19 protein-coding genes are annotated in these 23310 nt (G+C 70.2%); 6 read left to right on the forward strand and 13 right to left on the reverse strand.

Features of this window, described 5'->3' with window-relative positions:
* Positions 1 to 46: 46 nt before the first annotated feature.
* Positions 47 to 1264 carry a cysteine desulfurase family protein gene (locus QFZ26_RS00805; protein WP_307038587.1) on the reverse strand — a complete coding sequence of 406 codons (1218 nt, stop codon included), beginning with the start codon at positions 1262 to 1264 and terminating at the stop codon, positions 47 to 49.
* 79 nt (positions 1265 to 1343) lie between these two features.
* Here QFZ26_RS00805 and glgX point away from each other — a divergent pair, with 79 nt between their 5' ends.
* Both glgX and ybaK read left to right on the forward strand, forming a co-directional pair.
* Positions 1344 to 3425: a glycogen debranching protein GlgX gene (gene glgX / locus QFZ26_RS00810; RefSeq protein WP_307038588.1), complete on the forward strand. Its 2082-nt coding sequence runs from the start codon at positions 1344 to 1346 to the stop codon at positions 3423 to 3425.
* Positions 3422 to 3919 carry a Cys-tRNA(Pro) deacylase gene (gene ybaK / locus QFZ26_RS00815; RefSeq protein WP_307038589.1) on the forward strand — a complete coding sequence of 166 codons (498 nt, stop codon included), beginning with the start codon at positions 3422 to 3424 and terminating at the stop codon, positions 3917 to 3919. Before glgX ends, ybaK begins: the two co-directional genes overlap by 4 nt.
* A gap of 10 nt (positions 3920 to 3929) precedes the next feature.
* Here the strand turns inward: ybaK and glgP are convergent, their stop codons facing one another.
* Positions 3930 to 6497 (reverse strand): alpha-glucan family phosphorylase, encoded by a 2568-nt coding sequence (gene glgP / locus QFZ26_RS00820; protein ID WP_307038590.1) that lies wholly within the window; start codon positions 6495 to 6497, stop codon positions 3930 to 3932.
* A gap of 46 nt (positions 6498 to 6543) precedes the next feature.
* On the reverse strand, positions 6544 to 7461 hold the full coding sequence (locus QFZ26_RS00825; protein ID WP_307038591.1) for an alpha/beta fold hydrolase: 918 nt from the start codon (positions 7459 to 7461) through the stop codon (positions 6544 to 6546).
* 171 nt (positions 7462 to 7632) lie between these two features.
* Between QFZ26_RS00825 and QFZ26_RS00830 the strand changes: the two genes are divergently transcribed.
* Positions 7633 to 9645 carry an alpha-1,4-glucan--maltose-1-phosphate maltosyltransferase gene (locus QFZ26_RS00830; RefSeq protein WP_373460663.1) on the forward strand — a complete coding sequence of 671 codons (2013 nt, stop codon included), beginning with the start codon at positions 7633 to 7635 and terminating at the stop codon, positions 9643 to 9645.
* Positions 9638 to 11842: a 1,4-alpha-glucan branching protein GlgB gene (gene glgB / locus QFZ26_RS00835; protein WP_307038593.1), complete on the forward strand. Its 2205-nt coding sequence runs from the start codon at positions 9638 to 9640 to the stop codon at positions 11840 to 11842. Before QFZ26_RS00830 ends, glgB begins: the two co-directional genes overlap by 8 nt.
* A 23-nt stretch (positions 11843 to 11865) precedes the next feature.
* Here the strand turns inward: glgB and QFZ26_RS00840 are convergent, their stop codons facing one another.
* Positions 11866 to 12813 carry a tetratricopeptide repeat protein gene (locus QFZ26_RS00840; protein ID WP_307038594.1) on the reverse strand — a complete coding sequence of 316 codons (948 nt, stop codon included), beginning with the start codon at positions 12811 to 12813 and terminating at the stop codon, positions 11866 to 11868.
* Positions 12810 to 14648: a hypothetical protein gene (locus QFZ26_RS00845; protein ID WP_307038595.1), complete on the reverse strand. Its 1839-nt coding sequence runs from the start codon at positions 14646 to 14648 to the stop codon at positions 12810 to 12812. Before QFZ26_RS00845 ends, QFZ26_RS00840 begins: the two co-directional genes overlap by 4 nt.
* 204 nt (positions 14649 to 14852) lie before the next feature.
* Here QFZ26_RS00845 and QFZ26_RS00850 point away from each other — a divergent pair, with 204 nt between their 5' ends.
* Positions 14853 to 16466, forward strand: a complete 1614-nt coding sequence (locus tag QFZ26_RS00850; RefSeq protein WP_307038596.1) for a DivIVA domain-containing protein — start codon at positions 14853 to 14855, stop codon at positions 16464 to 16466.
* Between the two features lie 28 nt (positions 16467 to 16494).
* A complete protein-coding gene (locus QFZ26_RS00855; RefSeq protein ID WP_307038597.1) occupies positions 16495 to 17559 on the forward strand; it encodes an AI-2E family transporter in 1065 nt (354 codons plus the stop codon).
* Positions 17560 to 17565: 6 nt separating this feature from the next.
* Here the strand turns inward: QFZ26_RS00855 and QFZ26_RS00860 are convergent, their stop codons facing one another.
* From QFZ26_RS00860 to tsf, 8 genes are all read right to left on the reverse strand, one after another.
* Positions 17566 to 18312, reverse strand: coding sequence for an alpha/beta hydrolase (locus QFZ26_RS00860; RefSeq protein WP_307038598.1), 747 nt, complete (start codon positions 18310 to 18312; stop codon positions 17566 to 17568).
* Positions 18309 to 18617: a hypothetical protein gene (locus QFZ26_RS00865; RefSeq protein ID WP_307038599.1), complete on the reverse strand. Its 309-nt coding sequence runs from the start codon at positions 18615 to 18617 to the stop codon at positions 18309 to 18311. Before QFZ26_RS00865 ends, QFZ26_RS00860 begins: the two co-directional genes overlap by 4 nt.
* A gap of 68 nt (positions 18618 to 18685) precedes the next feature.
* Complete coding sequence (locus tag QFZ26_RS00870; RefSeq protein WP_307038600.1) at positions 18686 to 19351, reverse strand: lytic transglycosylase domain-containing protein; 666 nt, start codon at positions 19349 to 19351, stop codon at positions 18686 to 18688.
* 54 nt (positions 19352 to 19405) lie between these two features.
* A complete protein-coding gene (locus tag QFZ26_RS00875; RefSeq protein WP_307038601.1) occupies positions 19406 to 19960 on the reverse strand; it encodes a DivIVA domain-containing protein in 555 nt (184 codons plus the stop codon).
* Between the two features lie 20 nt (positions 19961 to 19980).
* Complete coding sequence (locus QFZ26_RS00880; RefSeq protein WP_307038602.1) at positions 19981 to 20964, reverse strand: phosphatidate cytidylyltransferase; 984 nt, start codon at positions 20962 to 20964, stop codon at positions 19981 to 19983.
* 11 nt (positions 20965 to 20975) lie between these two features.
* Positions 20976 to 21530, reverse strand: a complete 555-nt coding sequence (frr, locus tag QFZ26_RS00885; RefSeq protein WP_307038603.1) for a ribosome recycling factor — start codon at positions 21528 to 21530, stop codon at positions 20976 to 20978.
* A 33-nt stretch (positions 21531 to 21563) separates the two neighbouring features.
* The gene (gene pyrH / locus QFZ26_RS00890) at positions 21564 to 22295 is read right to left on the reverse strand and encodes a UMP kinase (RefSeq protein WP_307038604.1); all 732 of its coding nucleotides are present in this window, start codon (positions 22293 to 22295) and stop codon (positions 21564 to 21566) included.
* Between the two features lie 163 nt (positions 22296 to 22458).
* Positions 22459 to 23289, reverse strand: a complete 831-nt coding sequence (gene tsf / locus QFZ26_RS00895) for a translation elongation factor Ts (protein WP_307038605.1) — start codon at positions 23287 to 23289, stop codon at positions 22459 to 22461.
* Positions 23290 to 23310 lie beyond the last annotated feature (21 nt).

Consider the following 23310-nt stretch of genomic DNA (forward strand, 5'->3'; position numbering starts at 1 on the left):
CCTCCAGTGTAGGCAGGGCTGCCTGAACGGATGCCGCGCGCGGGCGTCAGCGGTCGAACGAGGTGGCCCGCGCCGCGAGTCCCGCCTTCGAGGCCTGCGCGTAGGCGGCCGGCAGCGCGGCGAGGAACGCATCGACGTCGGCGTCGGTCGAGGAGTGGCCGATCGTGATGCGGAGCGCTCCGCGGGCATCGGCCTCGCTGCGGCCCATCGCCATGAGCACGTGCGAGGGCTCGGGCACGCCCGCCTGGCACGCCGATCCTGTCGACACCGAGACCCCGGCCGCGTCGAGCAGGAAGAGGAGCGAGTCGCCCTCGCACCCGGCGAACGAGAAGTGCGCGTTGCCGGGCAGCCGGCCGGACGGGTCGGGGTCGCCCGAGAGCCGGGCCTCGGGCACGGCGGTGAGCGCGCGCGCGATGAGGCGGTCGCGCAGCTCCGACATGCGCTCGGCGTCGGCTTCGAGCCGCGAATCGATGGCGGATGCCGCGGCCGCGAACGATGCCGCAGCGGCCACGTCTTGAGTTCCGGAGCGGACCTTGCGCTGCTGCCCGCCGCCGTGGATGAGCGGTTCGACGGCAGCCGAGCGATCGAGCACGAGCGCACCGATGCCGGCGGGGCCGCCGATCTTGTGGGCGGAGACGCTGAGGGCGACGGGACCGGCGCCCCGCGGGGCATCCGTCGCCGTTCGCAACCCGTGGAAGTCGATGGGCAGCTGGCCGTAGGCCGCGATCGCATCGAGGTGCAGGGGCACGCCCGCCCTGGCGGTGAGCCGCGCGACCTCCTCGACGGGCTGCACCGTGCCGACCTCGTTGTTGGCCCAGAGCATCGTGACGAGGGCGACGGATGCCGCGTCGGCCAGCGCCGCCTCGAGCGCGTCGAGCCGCACACGGCCGAGCTCGTCGACGGGGAGCTCCTCGACGAGCGCGCCCTCGTGGTGCGACAGCCACTCGACCGTGTCGATGGTGGCGTGATGCTCGCCCGCGGGCACGAGCAGGCGTGGGCGCGGGGCATCCGACTGCCGCTGCCACCAGATGCCCTTGACGGCGAGGTTCACGGCCTCGGTGCCGCTGCCCGTGAAGACGATCTCGATGCCGTCGGCACCGAGGGTCGCGGCGATGACCTCGCGGGACTCCTCGAGGAGCCGCTTGGCCCGTTGGCCCGCGCTGTGGATCGAGGCGGGGTTTCCGACCACGGCGAGCGCGGCGGTGAGCGCGTCGATCGCCTCGGGCCGCATCGGGGTCGTCGCGGCGTGGTCGAGGTAGACCATGTGCACTCCCCTCGCTCTGCTCCGACGCGCGTGTCCGCGCTCTCAGGCGGTGTCGCCTCCACGAACTACTGTAGATCGCATGTCTGCGCCCGATCCCCTCCGCGACCTCGGCGTCCGCGTCGGGGTCGACGGCGGTGAGCTCCGTGTCTGGTCGGAGCATGCGAGCGCGATCGACCTCGTCGTCTTCGACGCCGACGACCTCGACTGGGCGATCGAGCGAACGCCGCTCGTGCGCGATGAGCACGGCGTCTGGCAGGGATCGTCGGCGGCGCTCGTGCCCGGCGCGCACTACGGCCTGCGGGTCGACGGGCCGACCGGCGCCGATCACGCGTTCAATCCCGTGCACACGCTGCTCGACCCGTACGCGCGGGGGCTCTCCCGCGCCGACGACGGGTCATGGCGCGGGGTCGCCCTCGCGCCGCTCGCCGAGACCGCGTTCGATTGGGGCGGCGTGGCGAAGCCCCGCGTGCCGCTCGACCACACGGTCGTCTACGAGGCGCACCTGCGCGGGTTCTCCAAGCTGAACCCGGCGATTCCCGAGCGCCTGCGCGGAACCTACGCCGGCCTCGCCCACGACGCATCGCTCGAGTACCTCACGAGCCTCGGAGTGACGACGATCGAGCTGCTGCCGGTGCACGCGTTCGTCTCCGAAGAACGGCTCGTGCGACAGGGCAAGCTCAACTACTGGGGCTACAACACGCTCGCGTTCTTCGCCGCCCACGCTCCCTACGCCTCGGCCGCCGCGCAAGCGGATGGAGCAGCCGCGGTGCGGCGCGAGTTCGCCGGCATGGTGCGCCGGCTCCACGAAGCCGGACTCGAGGTCGTGCTCGACGTCGTCTACAACCACACCGCCGAAGAGGGCCGTGAGGGGCCGACCTTCTCGTTCCGCGGCATCGACAATGCCGCCTACTACCGGCACGACGCGCACGGTCGCTATGTCGACACCACCGGCTGCGGCAACACGCTCGACTTCGGCCGCGAGGTCACGCAACGACTCGTGCTCGACTCGATGCGCTACTTCGCCGAGGAGCTCCAGGTCGACGGGTTCCGCCTCGACCTCGCCGCAACGCTCGGCCGTGACGACCACGGGCGTTACACCCCCGAGCACTCCCTGCTCCAGACCATGCTCGACGACCCCGTGCTCGGCGCGTCGAAGCTCATCGCCGAGCCGTGGGACGTCGGCCCCGACGGATGGCAGACCGGCAATTTCCCGCGCGGCTTCAGCGAGTGGAACGACCGCTACCGCGACCGCATGCGCGACTTCTGGCTCGGCGACCTGCGACGCGAACGACAGACGGGCTCGGCCGGCAGCGGCATCGGCCGATTCGCGACGCGCCTCGCGGGTTCCGCGAACACCTTCTCGAACGAGCGGGGGCCGCTTGCCAGCCTCAACTTCGTCACCGCCCACGACGGCTTCACGCTCGCCGACCTCACTTCCTACGACGTGAAGCACAATCAGGGCAACGGCGAGCAGAACCGCGACGGCACCGACTCCAACAACTCGTTCAATCACGGGATCGAGGGCCAGGCGGCCGACCCCGTCATCCGGGCGGCGCGCCGGCGGAGCATCCGGAACCTGCTCGGCACCCTGCTGCTCTCGGCCGGCGTGCCGATGCTCACGGCGGGCGACGAGTTCGGCCGCAGCCAGCGCGGCAACAACAACGCGTACTGCCACGACTCCTCGCTCACGTGGCTGGCGTGGGACGCCGGGCAGCGCCCGCGCTCCGCGCCCGACCTGCTCGCGACCGCGCGGCACCTGATCCGCATTCGCGCCGAGAACCCGGCGTTGCGACCCGTGCGCTTCGGCGTCTTCGGCGAGCCGACGCCGAACGCGTCGCAGATGGACTGGTTCAACGCCGACGGCGGCACGATGACGATCGATGACTGGAACTCCCCCGCCGAGCGCACGCTGCAGTACCTCGCCGCGTCGACCCCCGAGTTCGAGGAGTTCAACCGCATCCTCCTGGTCGTGCATGCGCACGAGTCCGAGACCGAGGTCGTGCTGCCACAGCACGCCGGCGTGACCGGCTACACGCTGCTCTGGGACTCCGCCGACGAGGCACCGGCCGAGCCCACCGGCGACGAGTTCGCACCCGGTGAGCGCATCTCCGTGATCGGGCCGTCGATGCGCCTGTTCCGTGCCCTCGGGTCGGCAGCGTGACGAAACGCGCGGATGCCTCGGCGGCGACGCCGGCGACCCTCGCCCTCGCGCGGGCCGGCGTCGCCTTCACGGCCCGCGCGTACGAGCACGATCCGCGGGCGGCGGCCTACGGCCTCGAGGCCGCCGAGAAGCTCGGCGTCGAACCCGAGCGCGTCTTCAAGACGCTCCTGGCCGACGTCGACGGCGAGCTCGCGGTCGGCATCGTGCCCGTCGCACTGCAGCTCGACCTGAAGGCGCTGGCCGCCGCCGTCGGCGGCAAGCGGGCCGAGATGGCCGATCCCCGCGTGGCCGAGCGCAAGACGGGCTACGTCGTCGGCGGCATCAGCCCCATCGGCCAGAAGACAGCGCTGCCGACCGTGCTCGACGAGTCCGCGATCCTGTGCGAGACGATCCTCGTGTCGGGCGGGCGGCGCGGACTCGACCTCGAGCTCGCACCCGATGACCTGCTCGTCGCCACGGGCGGGCGGTACGCCCCGATCGCCCGCGCCCGCTGACGCGGCCCGGTCAGCCCGCCGTCGCGACGAGCCCGAGCTCGGCGGTCGACAGGAGCAGCGGATGCCGCGGCACGACGCGCACCGTGTACCCGAACGCGCCCGCCCGGTCGAGCACCACGGTGCCCGTGTACAGGGCCGGCCCGGTCGACGCACCGGCCCCGGCATCCGTCGTCGGGTGGAGCGCCGCCTGCCGTGCCGCATCGATGACGTCGCCGGATCGGCTGCGACCGTAGACCACCTCGACCGTCACGTCGTCGGGGGCGAGCCCGTCGAGCTCGACGTGGGCGCGCAGGTGCAGCTCGTCGCCGACGTGCGGGGCCTCGACGCCGCCGGACTCGACGTGCACGACGTGCACGCCGGGCCACGCGGCGCGGACCTTCGCCGACCAGGCGGCGAGCTCGCGTGCGCCGCGAGCGCCGTCGGCGATGACGCGGCTCGCGTGCTCGGCCGCCGGCCGGTAGAGGCGTTCGACGTACTCGCGCACCATGCGGTCGGCGCCGAGCTCGGGGACGAGCGTCGCGAGCGTCTGCCGAACACGACGCACCCACTCGGCCGGGACCCCGTCGCCGTCGCGCTCGTAGTAGCGAGGGGCGACCCGATGCTCGAGCACGTCGTAGAGCGCGGCCGCCTCGAGGGCGTCGCGCTCGCCGGCATCGCCCGCGGAATCGGCTGAGGGGATGACCCAGCCGTAGTCGTCGCCGGCGTACTCGGCCCACCAGCCGTCGAGGATCGACAGGTTCAGCGCCCCGTTCATCGCGGCCTTCATGCCCGAGGTGCCGCACGCCTCGAGGGGGCGCAGCGGGTTGTTCAGCCACACGTCGCATCCGGGGTAGAGGATCTCGGCCATGCCCATGTCGTAGTCGGGCAGGAAGACGATGCGCTCACGCAGCTCGGACTGCTGCGCGAACTGCACGAGCTGCTGGATGAGTCGCTTGCCCTCGTCGTCGGCCGGATGCGACTTGCCCGCGATCACGAGCTGCACGGGCCGTTCCGGGTTCGTGAGGATGGCGGTCAGCCGCTCGGGATCCTGCAGCATGAGGGTGAGTCGCTTGTAGGTCGGCACACGCCGCGCGAAGCCGACGGTCAGCGTGTCGGGGTCGAGCACCTGGGAGATCCACTGCGGCACGGCGGAGCCGGGGTGCTGCTCAGCCCAGGACGCCGCGAGGCGGCGTCGTGCGTCTTCGACGAGCTGGAGGCGCATGCGCCGCTTCACACCCCAGAACTCGCCATCGGAGAGCGCGGGGCTGCGCCAGTCGGCGTGCTCGGTGTCGCCCGTGCCGAGTGTCTCCTCGGCGATGCCGAGCAGGGCGGGGTCGGTCCAGGTCGGCGCGTGCACGCCGTTCGTGATCGACGTGATCGGCACCTCGTCGGCGTCGAATCCGGGCCAGAGATCGCCGAACATGCGCCGGCTCACCTGCCCGTGCAGCTTCGACACCCCGTTCGCGTGCTGGGCCAGCCGGAGTCCCATGACAGCCATGTTGAACGCACTCGTGGCCGGATCGGCGCCGGGCTCGACGCCGAGCGCGAGCGCGTCGGCAGGATCGACTCCGGGCAGCAGCGAGCTCGAGAGATAGCGCTCGACGAGCGCCCGGTCGAACCGGTCGATGCCGGCCGGCACGGGCGTGTGCGTGGTGAACACGGTGCCCGCACGCACGAGCTGCAGCGACTCGGCGAACGTGAGTCCTTCGCCGATGTACGTCGCGATGCGCTCGAGCCCGAGGAATCCGGCGTGCCCTTCGTTCATGTGGAAGACGTCGGGCGCCGGCGTGCCGGAGAGCTCGGTGAACGCGCGAACGGCGCGGACGCCGCCGATGCCGAGCAGGAGCTCCTGCAGGAGCCGATGCTCCCCGCCGCCGCCGTAGAGGCGGTCGGTGACGGAGCGCAGCTCGTCGGCGTTCGCCGGGATATCGGTGTCGAGCATCAGCAGGGTGATGCGGCCGACCGACGCCTTCCACACCCGGGCATGCAGGCTGGCATCGCCGGGCAGGGCGAGGGTGACCTGCACCGGGGTGCCGTCGGCCCCGCGCAGCACCGAGAGTGGCAGACCGTCGGGGTCGAGCACCGGATAGCGCTCCTGCTGCCAGCCGTCGGGCGAGATCGATTGCGAGAAGTACCCCGCCTTGTAGAACAGGCCGACCCCGACGATCGGCACGCCGAGGTCGGATGCCGCCTTCAGGTGGTCGCCCGCGAGGATGCCGAGCCCGCCCGAGTACTGCGGCAGCGCCGCGGTGATGCCGAACTCGGGCGAGAAGTACGCGATCGTCCTGGGCGTCTCGGCGCCGAGCGACTGGAACCAGCGCGGCTCGGAGAGGTACTCGCGAAGGCTCGCCCGCTCGCGCTCGGCCCACTCGACGTACCCGCCGTCTGCGGCGAGCTCGGAGAGCCTCGCGGGGTCGACCTCGCCCAGGAACGCCACGGGGTCGCGCTGCGAACTGCGCCACAGCTCGGGGTCGATGTGCTCGAAGAGGCGGCGCGTCGGCTCATGCCACGACCACCGGAGGTTGGCCGCGAGCTCGTCAAGCGCGCTGAGCGAACCGGGGACGACGGCACGGACGGTGAACTTGCGGATCGGCTTCACGCGCTCCACCCTAAGCGGCGCGGATGTCGGAAATGTGAACGGCTCCTCAGCGGCCCTTCGGCGGCGGATGCTTCGGGCCCCGGTGGATCTCGTGCAGCCGGGAGTGGCCCGGCGAGTCGGGGTCGTCGATGATGGGCTCGTCGGCCATGAACAGCCGGATGAGGTGGGACAGCTCGCCCGGATGGCTGAAGTTGATCGCGTGCGCCGCGCCCTCGATCATGACGAGCAGCACGTGGTTGTCGGTCTGGCTGGCGACCTCCTTCACGCGCGCGGGTCCGGGCATCAGCGGATCCCGGTCGCCGATGACGACCAGCGTCGGAATCTGCAGCTCGAGCAATCGCTCGAGTGTCGGGTACTGCGTGAGCGCCCGGAACATCTTGAACGTGCTGGGCACTCCGAATCGGAGATAGTCAGGCGTCGCCACGCGTGCCATGCGAGGTGGCTCACGGCCGCCGTCACGAGCGAGTTGTCCGACCGCCCGGCGCAGCGGCTGGTTGTGGAGTCCGCCCGCCGGTGAGACGAGGATCGCGCGATCGAGGCGTTCGGGATAGTGGTGCGCGAATTCGAGGATGACGGGGCATCCCATCGAGTTGCCGACCAGGGTGGCCGACGCGACGCCGCGGTCGTCGAGGAACCTCGCTGCGGAATGTGCGAGGTCGGGCACGTCGAGGAGGGCGGCGGCTTTCGCGCTGCGACCGAACCCCGGGAGGTCGGGAACCAGGGTGTGGAACTCCTCGGCGAGCCGCTCGGCCGTCGGCAGGAGGTAGCGGCCCGAGAGGCCGAAGCCGTGGATGTGCATCATCACCGGCGCGTCGGGCGGCACCGGTGACTCCCGGTAGAACACGTCGAGGTCGTCGATCGTGGTCCACCGCTCGGCCAGGCTCGAGGCCGGCCGCCTGGGCGTCCGCCGAGGCCGAGGCCGGGGCCGGGACCCGTCGGACGCGTCGGAATCCGCCGTCATCATGAACCCCCGTCCATGCGAGGCGGTGCTCGCTGCGGCAACCGCGTCGCGCTCGTTCCTGTGAGGAACGTCGCAGACCTGCGATGCGAAGTCAAGACCCCTCGCCCGAACGGATCGCAACGGGTCGCGGCGCGTCGCGGCCACGACGAGCGGGCGAATCCGCGCTACGGTCGGATGGTGACCACCCATCCAGTGCTGGCCGGCCGGATCCCCGTGACGCGGGTCACCCCCGCCCTGCCCGACCCGCGATGGCGACCGAAGGCATACGAGGGCGAGGTCGTGCCCTTTCGCGCGACCGTCTTCCGCGAGGGACACGACCAGGTCGGCGCGATGCTCGTGCTCACCTCGCCGTCGGGCACGGTGCTGAGCGAGCGGATGTCCCCGCTGGCGGCAGGCACCGACCGGTGGGAGGCGAAGGTGCTCCTCGGCGAGACCGGTGTCTGGCACTGGCACGTCACCGGCTTCGACGACGAGGTCGCCACCTGGCGGCACGACGCCGCACTCAAGGTCGATGCCGGCGTCGACGCCGAGCTGATGTTCGAGATCGGCGCCCGCCTGCTCGACCGGGCGGTCGCAGAGAAGACCCGCCCGCTCGCCGCACGCAAGCGGCTCACCGCGATCGCCGCCGCGTTGCGTGAGACCGCGGCATCCGTCGCCGACCGCCGCGTGCTCATCGACGACCCCTCGCTCGACGAGTTCCTCGAGCGGCCGCTCGCGCGGCTCGCGACCGACTCGCCCGAGCACGAGATCCTCGTCGAGCGTCGCCGTGCCGGAGTCGGCTCCTGGTACGAGTTCTTCCCCCGCTCCGAGGGCGCGAAACAGCTGAAGGACGGCAGCTGGAAGTCGGGCACGTTCCGCACGGCCGCCAAGCGCCTCGACGCCGTCGCCGCAATGGGCTTCGACGTCGTCTACCTGCCGCCGATCCACCCGATCGGGCTCACCAATCGCAAGGGGCGCAACAACACGCTCGACGCCGGGCCGAACGATCCCGGCTCGCCATGGGCGATCGGCGGTGCCGCGGGCGGCCACGACGCGGTGCATCCCGACCTCGGCACGCTCGCCGACTTCCGCGCGTTCGTGCGCCGCGCTTCGGCCCTCGGCATCGAGATCGCACTCGACCTCGCACTGCAGGCCTCCCCCGATCACCCGTGGGTGGCCGAGCATCCGGAGTGGTTCACGCAACTGCCCGACGGCACCATCCGCTTCGCCGAGAACCCGCCGAAGAAGTACCAGGACATCTACCCGGTGAACTTCGACGACGATCCCGAGGGGCTCCACGACGAGGTACTGCGCATCGTGCATCACTGGATCGCGCAGGGCGTGACGATCTTCCGCGTCGACAATCCGCACACGAAGCCCCTGCAGTTCTGGGAGCGGCTCATCGCCGCCCTGAATGCCGAGCACCCCGGCGTCGTCTTCCTCGCCGAGGCGTTCACCCGCCCGGCGATGATGCAGGCGCTCGCGATGGTCGGCTTCCAGCAGTCGTACTCGTACTTCACGTGGCGCAACACCAAAGAGGAACTCGAGGAGTTCCTCACCTCGGTGTCGCAGGAGACCGCCGATTTCATGCGGCCGAACCTGTTCGTGAACACGCCCGACATCCTCACCGAGTACCTCCAGTTCGGCGGGCCGGCCGCGTTCACCGTGCGCGCAACCATCGCCGCGACGGCGGCGCCGACGTGGGGCGTGTACTCGGGATTCGAGCTCTTCGAGTCGGTGGCACGGCCCGGTGCCGAAGAGGCGATCGACAACGAGAAGTACGAGTACAAGCCCCGCGACTTCGCCGCCGCCGAGCAGGTCGAGGGCCGCTCGCTCGCGCTGTACCTCGGCATCCTCAACGCCATCCGCAACGCGCACCCCGCGCTCGGGCAGCTGCGGAACATCCGCTTCCATGCGAGCGACGACGACGCGGTGCTCGTCTACTCGAAGCACCTCGAGGGACGCTTCACCGCCGACGGCGTCGACGACACGATCATCGTCGTCGCCAACGTCGACCCCCACTCCGTCAGGGAGACCACCGTGCACCTCGACCTCGCCGCCATCGGGCTCACGCCCGGCATCCGCTTCGAGGTCGAAGATCTCGTGACCGGCCACCGCTGGGAATGGGGCGACGCGAACTACGTGAGGCTCGACGCCTTCACGCGTCCGGCGCACATCCTGCACGTCGTGCGAGCACCGAATGCCTGACACGACGCCCACCACGGGCCCGGCCATCGCCGACGACGTGCTCGCCGCGATCGCTGCCGGCCGCCATTCCGATCCGCACTCGGTGCTCGGCCAGCACGGGTTCGAGCTGCAGGGCAGCTCGGTCGCGCACACCGTGATCCGCACGCGGCGCCCACTCGCCGACACGGTCGAGGCACTCTTCCACGACGGCACCGCGCTGCCGCTCGCACACGTCGGTCATGGTGTCTGGGCCGGCGCGGGCGCTTTCGGACCTGTCGACTACCGCGTCCGTGCCCGCTACGGCGACGACGAGTGGACGAGCGACGACCCCTACCGATTCGCTCCGACGATCGGCGAGCTCGACCTGCACCTCATCGGCGAGGGCCGGCACGAGCAGCTCTGGCAGGTGCTCGGCGCGCAGCATCGCGAGCACTGGGGCCCGGGCGGCGGTGTTCGCGGCACCGCGTTCACCGTCTGGGCGCCCCGGGCCCGCGCCGTTCGCGTCGTGGGCGACTTCAACCGCTGGGACGGCGCGGCACATGCCATGCGCAGCATGGGCGGCTCCGGCATCTGGGAGCTCTTCATCCCCGACCTCGAGCCCGGCACGGTCTACAAGTTCGAGTTGCTCACAGGCGAGGGCGAGTGGCGCATGAAGGCCGACCCCATGGCCCGGCAGGCCGAGATCGCCCCGGCCACGGCATCGATCGTCAGCGTGAGCTCGCATGAATGGCACGACGGCGAGTGGATGTCACGACGCGCGCGCACGAATCCCCACGACCACCCGATGAGCGTCTACGAGCTGCACCTCGGCTCATGGCGGCCCGGCCGTGGGTACCGCGACGTGGCCGACGAGCTCATCGAATACCTCGACTGGCTGGGCTACACGCACGTGGAGTTCATGCCCCTTGCGGAGCATCCGTTCGGCGGCTCATGGGGCTACCAGGTCACCGGCTACTACGCCGTGACCTCCCGATTCGGGAGCCCCGACGACCTGAAGTACCTGATCGACCGGCTGCACCGTGCCGGCATCGGCGTGATCATGGACTGGGTGCCCGGGCACTTCCCGAAAGACGACTGGGCGCTCGCCCGCTTCGACGGCGAGCCGCTCTACGAGCACGCCGACCCGCGCCGCGGCGAGCAGCTCGACTGGGGCACCTACGTGTTCGACTTCGGCAACCCGCGCGTGCGCAACTTCCTCGTCGCGAACGCGCTGTTCTGGCTCGAGGAGATGCACGTCGACGGGCTGCGGGTCGACGCGGTCGCCTCGATGCTCTACCTCGACTACTCCCGCGAGGAGGGCGGCTGGCTGCCGAACGTGCACGGCGGCCGAGAGCACCTCGAGGCCATCGCGTTCCTGCAGGAGGCCACCGCCACGGCCTACAAGCGCAACCCCGGCATCGTCATGATCGCCGAGGAGTCGACGAGCTGGCCCGGCGTCACCGCGCCGACCTCGACAGGCGGGCTCGGCTTCGGCTTCAAGTGGAACATGGGCTGGATGCACGACACGCTGCAGTACATCTCGAAAGACCCCATGTACCGCGCCCACCACCACCACGACCTGACGTTCTCGTTCCTCTACGCGTTCAGCGAGCACTTCGTGTTGCCGATCAGCCACGACGAGGTCGTGCACGGCAAGGGCTCGCTCATCCGCAAGATGCCGGGCGACCACTGGCAGCAGCTGGCGAACGTCCGCGCCTATCTCTCGTACATGTGGGCGCACCCCGGCAAGCAGCTGCTCTTCATGGGGCAGGAGTTCGGGCAGCTCTCGGAATGGAGCGAAGAACGCGGACTCGACTGGTGGATCCTCGACCAGCCCTCGCACCGCCAGCTCGCGGAGTTCGTCGGTGCGCTGAACCGCACGTATCGCGCGACCGCGGCGCTCTGGCAGCTCGACGACGACGCGGCCGGATTCGAATGGGTCGAGGGCGGAGCCGCCGCCGAGAACGCGATCGCATTCCTGCGCTACGACCGCGATCGACGGCCGCTGCTCTGCATCGTCAACTTCGCGGGCGTGCCGCACGAGGGATTCCGGCTCGGCCTGCCGTCTGCCGGCCACTGGCGCGAGGTGCTGAACTCGGATGCCGCGGAGTTCGGCGGCTCGGGCGTCGGCAACCTCGGCGGGGTCGACGCGACCGATGCACCTTGGGCCGGGCGTCCGGCCTCGGCGTCGTTCACCCTGCCGCCGCTCGCCGCAGTCTGGTTCACGCTCGACGCGTGAACCGGCGTCGGTCCGGCGCGGGCTCAGTAGAGCAGGTTGGTGAGGCGTCGCCGGGCCGCCACCACGCGCGGCTCGTCGGTGCCGACGACCTCGAAGAGCTCGACGAGTCGCTCGCGCACCCGACGCTTGCCCTCGGCGTCGAGCGTCGGGAACAGGGTGAGCAGGCGGTCGAACGCGTCGTCGACGTGGCCGCCCGAGAGGTCGAGATCGGCGACATCGAGCTGGGCATCGAGGTCGCGCGGCGCCGCGGCGGCGGCGTTGCGGATCGTGTCGAGCGTCTTGCCGTCGAGCCGGCCCAGGAGGTTCGCCTGCGCGAGCCCGGCGACCGCGAGCGCGTCGCGCGGATCTTGCGCGATCGCGGTGCGGTAGGCGGTCGCGGCTGCCGCGAAGTCGCCGCGCTCGATCGCGTCGTAGGCCTCTTGGTGGAGGGGCGGGAGGGGCTCCTCGACGGGCTCTGCCGCTTCCGTGCTCTCGGCGGCCGTGCTCGACTCGACACGACCTGCGACGCCGTGCTGCGCACCGAGCTCGAGGAGCTGGTCGAGCACCTGGTCGATCACGTCGTCGGGCTGCGCGCCCGCGAAGAGCGGAACCGGCTGCCCCGCAACGACCGCCACCACCGTGGGGATCGCCTGCGCCTGGAACGCCTGCACGAGCTGCGGGCTGCGGTCGGCATCGGCGGCGGCGAGTACGAGGCGGCCGTCGCGCGCTCGGATGAGTCGTTCGAGGCTCGCGAGGAGCGTCGTGGACTGCTCGCTCCACGAGGCCCAGAGGGCGACGACGACCGGGACGGTACGCGAGAGCTCGAGTGTGGAACCGAACGCCGCGTCATCCGTCTCGAAGATGATCGGGTCGGATGCGCCGGACGCCGAGTGCGCGCCGGATGCAGCCCGCTCGGGCTGCTGCGATCGTTGCACGAGTGCCGACAGGTCGATGGCACCGCGCAGGCCGTCGGGAGGGATCGGGTTCGTCACGGGATCTCCGATGCTGCGATGAGGCTCTCGGACCAGCCGAGCAGGCGAATCTGTTCATTCTCGCCGGCGCCGACGCCGGGAACATAGAAGAGCAACTGGATGCCGCTCGACCGCTGTACGCCCTTGGCGCTCTGGCCGGTGAACCCGGACAGTGCCGCGGCGACGCCACCGGCCTGGAAGCCGGCGGTGCCACCGTCGTTGGGCACGCTCTGCTCGCCGCGTTGCAGCTCGACCGCGACCATGGCGCCGGCGTCGACGGTCGACAAGGCGATCGTCGGGGCGTCGCCCTCGACCGTCGTCACCGTGAGCGTGGCCGTGGGGTTCGCCGTCTCGGCCTCGGTCTTTCGCGTGGCCGCGTTGAGCAACTCGTCGAGGTCGGATGCCGCCAGGTCGAACATCGGCGCGAACGGGCTCGCCTCGCCGTTCTGCAGGATGTCGGCGTAGGCGGACGCGACCTGGCCCGTCGGCATCACGAGTCCCTTGAACTCGGGGCTGATGGGCGCGGCGCCGACGCTCGCCGGAGCGACGAGCGGCATGTCGGCGTCGGGTGCGAGCGCCATCGCGTACTCGACCTTGTAGTTCTCGCGCGGCGACTCCTGGACCAGCACGAGCGCGGTCGGCGCGATCGTGGGGTCGTCGGCGTTCTTGGCGATCGTGAGCACGGTGCGGGGCCATCCGGTGACCTGCTGGGGAAGGGTCAGGGTGAGCGGAGAGGCGGGGATGGCGGACGGTGCAGGGTGCTCAGCCAGCACGCCGCGGATCGCGTAGTTCGCAGTGCGGGCCTCGAGCGCGGGGCCCGTGAATCGCTCGGCGGCCACCGCCGCGTCACGTGAGGCGTCGACCTCGTTCGCGAACACGGCCACGCGGCGCATGATGCGCTCCATCTGCGGCACGGTGACGGCGGGCTCGGCCGCGAGCTCACCCTCGGCGGGCTCTTCAGCCGGCTCGCCGGCCTCGGTCGGGGTCGGCGGCGCGGACGTTGCCGGAGCGCCGAGGTCGAAGCTCGGCCAGTAGTCGGCCGAGCACGCGCTGAGGGCGAACGCCGGGATCACGATCAGCGGAACGAGCGCCACCCGCTTGGCGCGGCCGATCGCACGGCGGCCGCCGCCGGTGACCTGGTTGCGCCGCGAGGGCTTGGGCGCGCTGGGCAGCCTGCCGCGGGGACCCTTCGGAAGGTTGCGGCGCGGACCGCGCGAGCGGCGATGATGCGCGAAGCCCGAGACGACGAGGGCGATGCCGACGAGGAAGACGAGGGCGCCGCCGACGATGAGCGGCCCGGCCCACGGGGTCGAGTTCTCGAGCGGCCAGTCGATCGAGACCTGTGACGGTGCCTGCTCGGCTCCGGGTGCCGCGATGAGCACGGAGATGCCGTCGGGTACGTCGACGGTCGTCGTGATCGAGCCTTCAGCGGTGAATTCGTCGAGCCACAGGTCTGAGCCGGCCGGCGATGGGGCGGGTTCGGCGGCGGTCGTGGCATCCGTCGCCTCCGGAGGCGCGGTCGTAGCCGGCGGCGCCGCAGGCTCCTCGGACTCCGCGACGACGACCTCGCTCACGAGCGTCTCGGCGTCGGCGTCGTAGTGCACCGAGGTGTAGGGCTCGTCGGCGAGCCAGGCCTGCACGTCGGAGCTGCGGCCATAGGAGAGGAACACCTCGGGCGAGCCCGACACCGTGAGCGTCTGCTTCCCGGGGTGCGCCGCGAGCGCGTCGGGCTCGAGCACGATGAAATCCTCCTCGCCGTCGAATTCACTCGACAAGGACACGCGATCGGGCTCGAGGAACACGGTGCGCTGGGCGATGCCGAACCCGATCATCACGGCCGCGGCGATGAACGCCACGATTGCGAGGACAAAGCGCACGAATTACCTCCAGTGCCGCGGTATCGCGGCTTCCGACAAAGACATTCCACACTACCGGCCGTGTCTGGGAGTCTCCTAACCGCGCGCTGGGGATCGGGTGACCGTGGCACATCCGCTTGCCCGTACAATCGGATCACATCCCGCATGCGCCCCCACAAACGCGGGACACGATCCGGAGGAAGAATGGCCGTCGAAGAGACCGAGTTCACGCAGGTGTTCCGCGGATACGACAAGGACGAGGTCGATAAGGCCCTCAACGGGCTGCGTCGCGACATCATCGCCGCGAACAACCAGTCCGCTGACAACGCGAAAGAGAACAAGCGCCTGCTGGCGCGCATCGAGGAGCTCACGGCCGAGCTCGAAGAGGTCGGCAGCCCCACCTTCTCCGGCCTCGGCACCAAGCTCGAGAACACGCTCCGCGTCGCCGAAGAGCAGTCGACGCGACTCATCGCACAGGCGGACATCGACGCCGAGAAGCTTCGCCGCGCGGCCGAAGACGAGGCGCACCTCCTGCGCTCCGACGCGCACGAGCTCGCCGAGCGCACGCTCACCGAGGCGCGCTCGCAGGCGAACCGCATCCTCGAGAACGCCCGCGCCGAAGCCGACGACATGATCTCGCGCTCGCATGAGTCGAGCGAGCAGCTTCGTCAAGACGCCGCACGCGATGCCGCCGCCATCCGCGGCGCCGTCGCCACTGAGACGGCCGAGCTGCGCTCGAGCGCGAAGCGCGAGTCCGCGGCGATGACCGCTGCCGCCGAGCGCAAGGCCTCCGAGATCCTGGTCGCGGCGAACGCCGAGGCGACTGAGGCACGCGCTACCGCAGCCGGCCTCACCCAGGAGACCGAGCAGACCCGCGCCGAGGTCGCCATCGAGCTCGACCGTGCCCGTGCAGACCTCGCCCGCGAGACCGAACAGGCGCGCATCGACCTGGCCGCCGAGACCGAGCAGGCCCGCCTCGACCTCGAGCGCGAATCAGCCGAAGCCCGCGCCGCCATCGACGCCGAGATCGCCGAGCGCCGCGCAGCGCTCGTGCACGAGCTCGAGCAGGCACGCACCGATCTCGACCGTGAGCTCGAGGCCAGCCGCGTCGAGCTCGCCGAGCAGCGCGAGCAGGCGAAGGTCGACCGCGAGCGTGAGGCCGAGGCAGCACGCCTCAAGCTCCAGCACGAGCTCGAGCGCATCCGCGCCAAGCACGCGGCCGACCTCGAGCAGATGCGCGCAGACCTCGCCCTCGAGCAGGAGCAGGCTCGAGCCGACTTCGATGCGGAGTCCGAGCAGGCCCGCATCGATCTCGACAACCAGCTCACCGCCATGCGCAAGAAGACGACGCACGAGGTCAACCGCATGCGGCGCGAGATCGAGAAGGCCCACCTCGACCTCGAGTCCGAACTGTCGACGAAGCGCGACGAGGCCGAGCAGGAGCTGCTCACCGCGCACCAGGAAGCCGTCGCGCAGACGCAGAAGTTCCTCGACGACGCGAACGCCGAGCTCGCCGAGGCGGTCGCCCGCACCGCCGAGAGCCGTGCCGAGGCCGACCGCCTCGAGACCGAGGTCCGCGCCGAGATCGCCGTCGTTCGCGACAAGGCCGACGATGAGGCGCGCGATCGCATCGCCGCGGCGCACGACCACGCGCGCAAGCTCATCGCCGATGCCGAGGAGCGCACCCGTGCGCTCGTGGCCGACGCCGAAGACCGCTTGTCGCAGATTAGGATCGAGCGCGACGCTGTCGCCGGCTACTTCGAGAGCCTGCGCGGCGTGCTGACGCAGGCCGAACAGGTGGCTGCCAAGACGAAGTAGTCGACGAGCGAGGGGCGCTGCTCTGTTCATGAAGATCCAGAACGCGTTCCGCATCGGCCTCGTCGGCACCCTCGGTGTCGGCGTGGGCCTGCTCATCCTCACCTCGATCGCGACGCTGTCGACGATCATCACCTACATCGGCGCTGCACTCTTCCTGGCCCTCGGCCTCGACCCGGCGATCAGCTGGCTCGAGCGCCGGGGGCTGCCACGTTGGGCGGCCATCCTCATCGTGATGACGGGAGTCGGACTGCTCGTCGCCGCGTTGGTGCTCGCGGTCGTGCCGATCATCGTCGACCAGGTCGGCCAGCTCGTCGAGGAGCTCCCCCGCATCATCGCCCGGGTGAACTCGGAAGACTGGATCGAAGCGCTCAAGCAGCAGTTCCCCCAAGTCCCGATCGACGAGATCAACGCCCAGGTCACGAACGGCATCAACGACTTCTTCACCAACCCCGACAAGCTCAGCGAGCTCGCGGGCGGGGTACTCCAAGTGGCTGTCGCCATCGGCGCGGGCGTCTTCGCCGTGGTCATCGTCTTCATCCTGACGCTCTACTTCGCGGCCGCCCTGAACACCATGAAGCGGGCGACGTACCAGCTCGTGCCCGCGTCGAAGCGTGCCCGTTTCGCCGACCTCACCGAGCAGATCACGCAATCGGTCGGTCGGTACGTGCTCGGGCAGGTCTCGCTCGCCGCCATCAACGGCGTCCTGAGCTTCGTGTTCCTGTCGATCATCCAGGCACCGTTCCCCGCAGTGCTGGCGTTTCTCGCATTCTTCTTCTCGCTGATCCCGCTCGTCGGCACGCTCACGGGCTCGGTGCTGATCGTCCTCGTCTGCCTGATCCCCGGCCTCGGCTCCCCGCTCACCGCACTGGTCGCGGCGATCTACTACGTCGTCTACATGCAGGTCGAGGCCTACATCCTGAGCCCGCGCGTCATGAACCGCGCCGTGAAGGTGCCTGGCGCGCTCGTGGTGATCGCCGCCCTCGCGGGCGGTTCCCTCCTCGGGATCCTCGGCGCACTGATCGCGATCCCCGTCGCCGCGGCGGCGCTGCTGATCATCAAGCAGGTCGTGATTCCGCGGCAGAACGAGCTGTAGCGGCCGTCAGCCCTGAACGGATGCCGCCGGCCAACGCGTCGGCAAAGGAAGCGCAGCCGGATTCACCGTCGCCACGATCTCGTCGAGCACGCGGCGCGTCTGTGCCTCGCCGACCCAGAGGTGCTTGCCGCCCGCGACGTCGATGCGGCGTACGTGCGGCAGGCCGGCGAATCGCTCGGCGGCCTCTGCCGGCCGCAGGTAGTCGTCGTGCTCGGGGATGATCGCGACGAGCGACGGCGTGGCGCCCTGCCACCGGGCCAGCTCCTCGGCGCTCGTGCGATGCAGTGGAGGCGAGAGCAGGATCGCACCCTCGATTCGATGCTCGAGGCCGTACTTCAGGGCGAGCTCGGTGCCGAAGGACCAGCCCACGAGCCACGGATGCGGCAGGGCGCGGGCTTCGACGAAGGCCATCGCGGCCGCGACATCCGCTCGCTCCTCGATGCCCTCGCCGAAGGCGCCGTCGCTCGTACCGCGCGGAGACGCCGTGCCACGGGTGTTGAAACGCAGCACCGCGAGATCGGCGAGAGCCGGCAGGCGGGCGGCGGCCTTACGCAGGATGTGGGAGTCCATGAAGCCACCGGCCGTGGGCAGCGGATGCAACGTCACGAGCGTCGCCACCGGGTCGCGCTCGAGCGGCGTCGCCAGTTCGCCGACGAGCGTGAGCCCGTCGCCGGTGCGCAACTCGATCTCCTCACGGCGCGCAGGCAGTTCGATGCCCGCACGGATCTCGACCTCGTCGTGTTCGCTGCTCACCGTGCTCCGATCCTCCAGCAGTGCGTGTGCCAGTGCCGGCGTGCGGCGAGGTCCGCCGCGTCGCCGAGGACGCCGTCAGCCCGCCAGGCGACGAGATGCGCCGTGCCCGGCTCGACGTCGAGTCCGCAGCCCGGGCAGAGGTAGGCCTTCACGGCCTGGACCTCGGAGACCGGCTGCACGTTCCATTCACGGCCGGCGCGCTGCTCGGTGCGGCGCCATCCGGTGGTGAGCCGCTCGACATCGAGGTCGGGATGCCCCTCGCGTGCACGGGCCGCTCGACCCTTGGATCGGTTCGAGCGCACCATGCTTCCAGTGTAGGCGCGCCTGACGCGCGCCTTGGTCGCCCGAGCGCGTCTGCCGGGCGACGGATGCCTCAGTACCAGCCGACGTCTTGCGAGTGGGCCCAGGCGCCGCAGGGCGTGCCGTACCGCCCTGACACGTAGCCGAGGCCCCATTCGACCTGGGTGGCGGCGTTCGTCTCCCAGTCGGCGCCTGCGGTGGCCATCTTCGAGCCGGGCAGCGCCTGCGGGATGCCGTACGCTCCGCTCGAGGCGTTGTAGGCGTTCACACGCCAGCCCGATTCCTTGCTCCAGAGTGCGACGAGGCAATCGAACTCGCTCGAGGACCAGCCTCTCGCGGCGACGGCGCCGGCAGCGTACGCCTGCGCCGAACCGGGGTCGGGGGTGATCGCCGGCGGCGCCCAGCCGCTCGCGGAGCTCGTGGACGCCGGGGCAAGCCGCACCGGCTCGGGCTTCTTCTCGACGACGTACTCCTCGCGGCCGACCGCGATCGTGTACTCGCCGTCGACCGTCACGTCTTGGACCTGCTCTCCGCCGAACCGTTCGCGGTCGAAGGCGAAATCGGGCGATGCCGTCGCGCCGGAGAACGGGTCGACGACGTTGACGAGCAGGAAGCTCACGGATGCGACGAACGCGAAGACGACGGTTGCCGCCTGCTTCACGCCACCGGGCTTGCGTGCGGCGCTCACGACGACACGGCGCGGTTCAGCCGCCTCATCGATGCCATTGTGCCTACCCACGATTCGTCGAGTGTATCGGAGCCGCCGAGACGGTGACGAACCGGGCTCGGGATGTCATCGCACCGCCAGCATGACGTCGACGACCGCGTCGAGCAGCAGGTCGACCTGGGCCTCTCGGTAGCCGCCACGCTGGGTCTTGAACACGACCGTACGCACGTCGTCGACGGAGATCGGCCAGCCGTCGCGGAAGTAGCGCGTCAGCTTGTCGGCGAACCGGTCGACCTCGCGAGTGCTGTAGCCGCGGACGAGGGGGTTCACCCGGTCGAAGCGGTGCCCCTCCGGCCGAGCGAGCCGGTTGGAGACGACCTGAGCGGTCGTGCGTGCCTCGTGCAGCCACGCCTCGTTGCCGCGCAGGCGCGCCGCCACCTGGCGTTCCTGTGCCGCGAAGGCGTCTTCGAGCCGCTCGAGAGCTGCATCGACGTGCGAAGTGGAGTAGCCGCCCTTCTGCATCGCGAAGGCGGTGAGTCGGATGCGATCGGAGGTCAGCGGCGGGTCGTCCGGCCTCGCGGTGCCGTCATAGGCACGGCGCGCCAGCTGGAGGAACTCCTCGACTTGGATCGTGTTGTAGCCGAGCCGGGGCTTGCGCGCGCGAGGGAAGGTGGAATCCACCGCCCCATTATCGCGGACGTTCACCCGAAGATCCGGAACGCCACGAACGCCACGGCGGCCGAGGGCAGGATCGAGTCGAGGCGATCGAGGAAGCCGCCGTGGCCCGGCAGCCAGGAGCTCATGTCCTTGATGCCGATGTCGCGCTTGATGAGCGACTCGACGAGATCGCCGAGGGTGGCGCTGAGGAAGATCGCCGCGCCGAAGATGAGCCCGAACCACCAGGTGTTGCCCAGCATCAGCGTCGACAGCAGGACGCCGGCGACGAGGCTCGCCGCAGCACCCCCGGCGAATCCCTCCCACGTCTTCTTCGGGCTGATGATCGGCGCCATCTTGTGCTTGCCGAACGCCAGCCCGAACGCGTATGCGCCGGTGTCGGCCGCGACCGCGACGATGATGAACGCGAGGGTCCACCATTGGCCGCCCTCGGCGGCGGTCAGCACGACGGCGAACGTCGCGAGGAACGTCACGTATCCCTGCACGAACGCACCCGCGGCGAGGTCGCGCGCAAGCGAGGCTCCTGAGCGGCGGAGCGCGGGTACGGCCTGCTCGCCGAGGCGCCACAGCGTGACGACGAGGATGCCGCCGAGCACCGCCAGGAGCTGGCCGCCTGCGCCGCCGTAGTACGCGATCGGCACCGCGAGGACCGCCACGACCACGGTCGGGATCCTCGGCACGAGGTAGCCGCCCTTGCGCAGGGCCTGGGTCAGCTCATAGCTCGCGAAGCCCGCGATGAGCACCGCGAACACGAGGAACAGTTCCTTGATGACCAGGAGGCTCAACAGCACTGCCGCGCCGAAGGCGAGGCCGATCAGGATCGCGACGATGAGGTTGCGACCGGTGCGCGCCTTGATCTTCTCCTGTGCCTCGTCGAACTGCGCCTTGGAGGCCCCGAACTGCCGCTCGAGGTCCGCCTTGCGGGCGTGCACCTGTGCGCGGAACTCATCGCGCGAGGTTCGTTCATGCCCCCCGGCGTCCGACTGGTCCTCTTCTGGGACGCCCGACATGATCGCTTCCCTCAGACCTCGAGGAGTTCGGCTTCCTTGCGCTTCAGCGCGTCGTCGATCGCATCGACGTTCGACTTCGTGATCTGCTCGAGTTCCTTCTCACCCCGCGAGACCTCGTCGTCGCCGACCTCGCCCTTCAGGGCGTCGAGGTCGTCTTTCGCCTTGCGCCGGATGTTGCGCACCGACACCTTCGCGTCTTCGGCCTTGCCCCGGACGATCTTGACGTACTCCTTGCGCCGCTCCTCGGTGAGCTCGGGCAGCGTGACCCGGATGATGTTGCCGTCGTTCGACGGGTTCGCACCGAGGTTCGGCGTGTCGCGGATAGCCTGCTCGATGTCGCGGAGCGCGCCCTTGTCGTAGGGCGTGACGAGCAGCGTGCGAGCCTCGGGGTTCTGCAGCGACGCGAGCTGCGCGAGCGGAGTCGGCGTGCCGTAGTAGCTCACGAGGATCTTCTGGAAGAGCTGGGGGTTCGCCCGGCCGGTTCGCACGTTCGAGAAGTCGTCTTTGGCGACTTCGACGGCCTTGTGCATGCGTGCGGTGGCATCGGAAAGTACATCCGCGATCACGGGAACTCCTTCTGGTTCGCTACTCGGGACAGTCTATCGAGTGGAGGGCTGCTCGCCGTTGCTCACGATCGTGCCGAGGTCGGCTCCGAGGATCGCGGCGGTCACGTTGCCGGCGGGCGCCATGCCGAAGACCTGCATCGGCATGCCGTTGTCCATGCAGAGGCTGAACGCGGTCGAGTCGACGACCTTGAGGCCGCGCTGCAGCGCCTCCTGGTAGCTGATCCGGTCGATCTTGTGGGCATCGGGATTGGTTCGGGGGTCGTCGGAGTAGACGCCGTCGACGCCGTTCTTCGCGACGAGCACGACCTCGGCGTCGATCTCGAGCGCACGCTGCGCGGCGACGGTATCGGTCGAGAAGTACGGGAGTCCTGCGCCCGCGCCGAAGATCACGACCCGGCCCTTCTCGAGGTGCCGCTCGGCGCGACGCGGGATGTAGGGCTCGGCGACCTGCGTCATCGAGATCGCCGACTGCACGCGCGTCTCCGCGCCGGCCTGCTCGAGGAAGTCCTGCAGCGCCAGCGAGTTCATCACGGTGCCGAGCATGCCCATGTAGTCGGCACGGCCGCGGTCCATCCCGCGCTGCGAGAGCTCGGCGCCGCGGAAGAAGTTGCCACCGCCGACCACGATCGCGACCTCCACGGTGCGCGCGGCATCGGCGATCTCCTTCGCGAGCGCGCCGACGACGTCGGGATTCACGCCGAGCGCACCTCCGCCGAATGCCTCGCCCGACAGTTTGAGCATCACCCTGCGCTTGCGTTCAGTCATCACGACCGTCCTTCCCGTCTGGTCAAAGCTACTGGTTCACCGGGGCCGGCGCGCAGCCGGTTCCGGGGCGAGGTCCCGCGCATGCGCGGCGGGGTCCGGGAGCCAGTCCGGACATGGCAAAGGGAGTCCGGATCGCGGTGCGATCCGGACTCCCCTGCGGTGACTAAGCGCCGACCTTGAAGCGAGCGAAGTCGCTCACCGTGAGGCCCGCGTCGGAGAGGACCTTGGCGACGGACAGCTTGTTGTCCTTCGCGTAGTCCTGCTCGAGCAGTGCGACCTGCTTGAAGAACGCGCCGAGGCGGCCTTCGATGATCTTCGGAAGGGCGGCCTCAGGCTTGCCCTCCTCGCGCGAGATCTGCTCGACGATGCCGCGCTCCTTCTCGACCGCGTCAGCCGGGACGTCCTCGCGGGCGAGGTACTCGGGGTTCGCGAACGAGATGTGCTGTGCAACGGAACGAGCGGTCTCACCGTCGGCACCGGCGTACCCGAGCACGACGCCGACCTGCGGCGGGAGGTCCTTCGACGTCTTGTGCAGGTAGATCGAGAAGTGCTCGCCCTTGACGAGGCGGATGCGCCGCAGTTCGACCTTCTCGCCGAGGATTGCCGCCTCGTCGCCGATCACGTCGGCGACGGTCTTGCCGTCGGCGGGTGCAGCGAGCGCGGACTCGACCGAGTCGGCGCGAGCCGCCGCGACGGCCGCGAGCACGCGGTCGGCGAGGCCGACGAACTTGTCGCCCTTGGCGACGAAGTCGGTCTCGCAGGCGAGCTCGATGAGTGTCGCGGTGCCGTCGCCGTTGTCGACGGCGGCCACGAGGCCCTCGGCGGTGGAGCGGTCGGCACGCTTGGCATTGCCCTTCGCGCCCTTCAGGCGGAGGATCTCGACCGCCTTCTCGACGTCACCGTCGGCCTCCACGAGTGCGTTCTTCGTGTCGACCATGCCGGTGCCGAGGCGCTCGCGCAGGTTCTTGACGTCTTCCAGAGTGAAGTTGGCCATATCTTGCAGTCTCCTGGACTC

Origin of the sequence: Agromyces ramosus, from assembly GCF_030817175.1 — a bacterium.
Taxonomy (GTDB): domain Bacteria; phylum Actinomycetota; class Actinomycetes; order Actinomycetales; family Microbacteriaceae; genus Agromyces; species Agromyces ramosus_A.

Coding starts and splice junctions, on each gene's coding strand:
- QFZ26_RS00880 (WP_307038602.1), bottom strand. CDS start 20,964: ATGTCGGGCGTCCCAGAAGAGGACCAGTCGGACGCCGGGGGGCATGAA.
- QFZ26_RS00855 (WP_307038597.1), top strand. CDS start 16,495: ATGAAGATCCAGAACGCGTTCCGCATCGGCCTCGTCGGCACCCTCGGT.
- QFZ26_RS00825 (WP_307038591.1), bottom strand. CDS start 7,461: ATGATGACGGCGGATTCCGACGCGTCCGACGGGTCCCGGCCCCGGCCT.
- tsf (WP_307038605.1), bottom strand. CDS start 23,289: ATGGCCAACTTCACTCTGGAAGACGTCAAGAACCTGCGCGAGCGCCTC.
- glgX (WP_307038588.1), top strand. CDS start 1,344: ATGTCTGCGCCCGATCCCCTCCGCGACCTCGGCGTCCGCGTCGGGGTC.
- pyrH (WP_307038604.1), bottom strand. CDS start 22,295: ATGACTGAACGCAAGCGCAGGGTGATGCTCAAACTGTCGGGCGAGGCA.
- QFZ26_RS00850 (WP_307038596.1), top strand. CDS start 14,853: ATGGCCGTCGAAGAGACCGAGTTCACGCAGGTGTTCCGCGGATACGAC.
- QFZ26_RS00830 (WP_373460663.1), top strand. CDS start 7,633: ATGGTGACCACCCATCCAGTGCTGGCCGGCCGGATCCCCGTGACGCGG.
- QFZ26_RS00805 (WP_307038587.1), bottom strand. CDS start 1,264: ATGGTCTACCTCGACCACGCCGCGACGACCCCGATGCGGCCCGAGGCG.
- glgB (WP_307038593.1), top strand. CDS start 9,638: ATGCCTGACACGACGCCCACCACGGGCCCGGCCATCGCCGACGACGTG.
- QFZ26_RS00865 (WP_307038599.1), bottom strand. CDS start 18,617: ATGGTGCGCTCGAACCGATCCAAGGGTCGAGCGGCCCGTGCACGCGAG.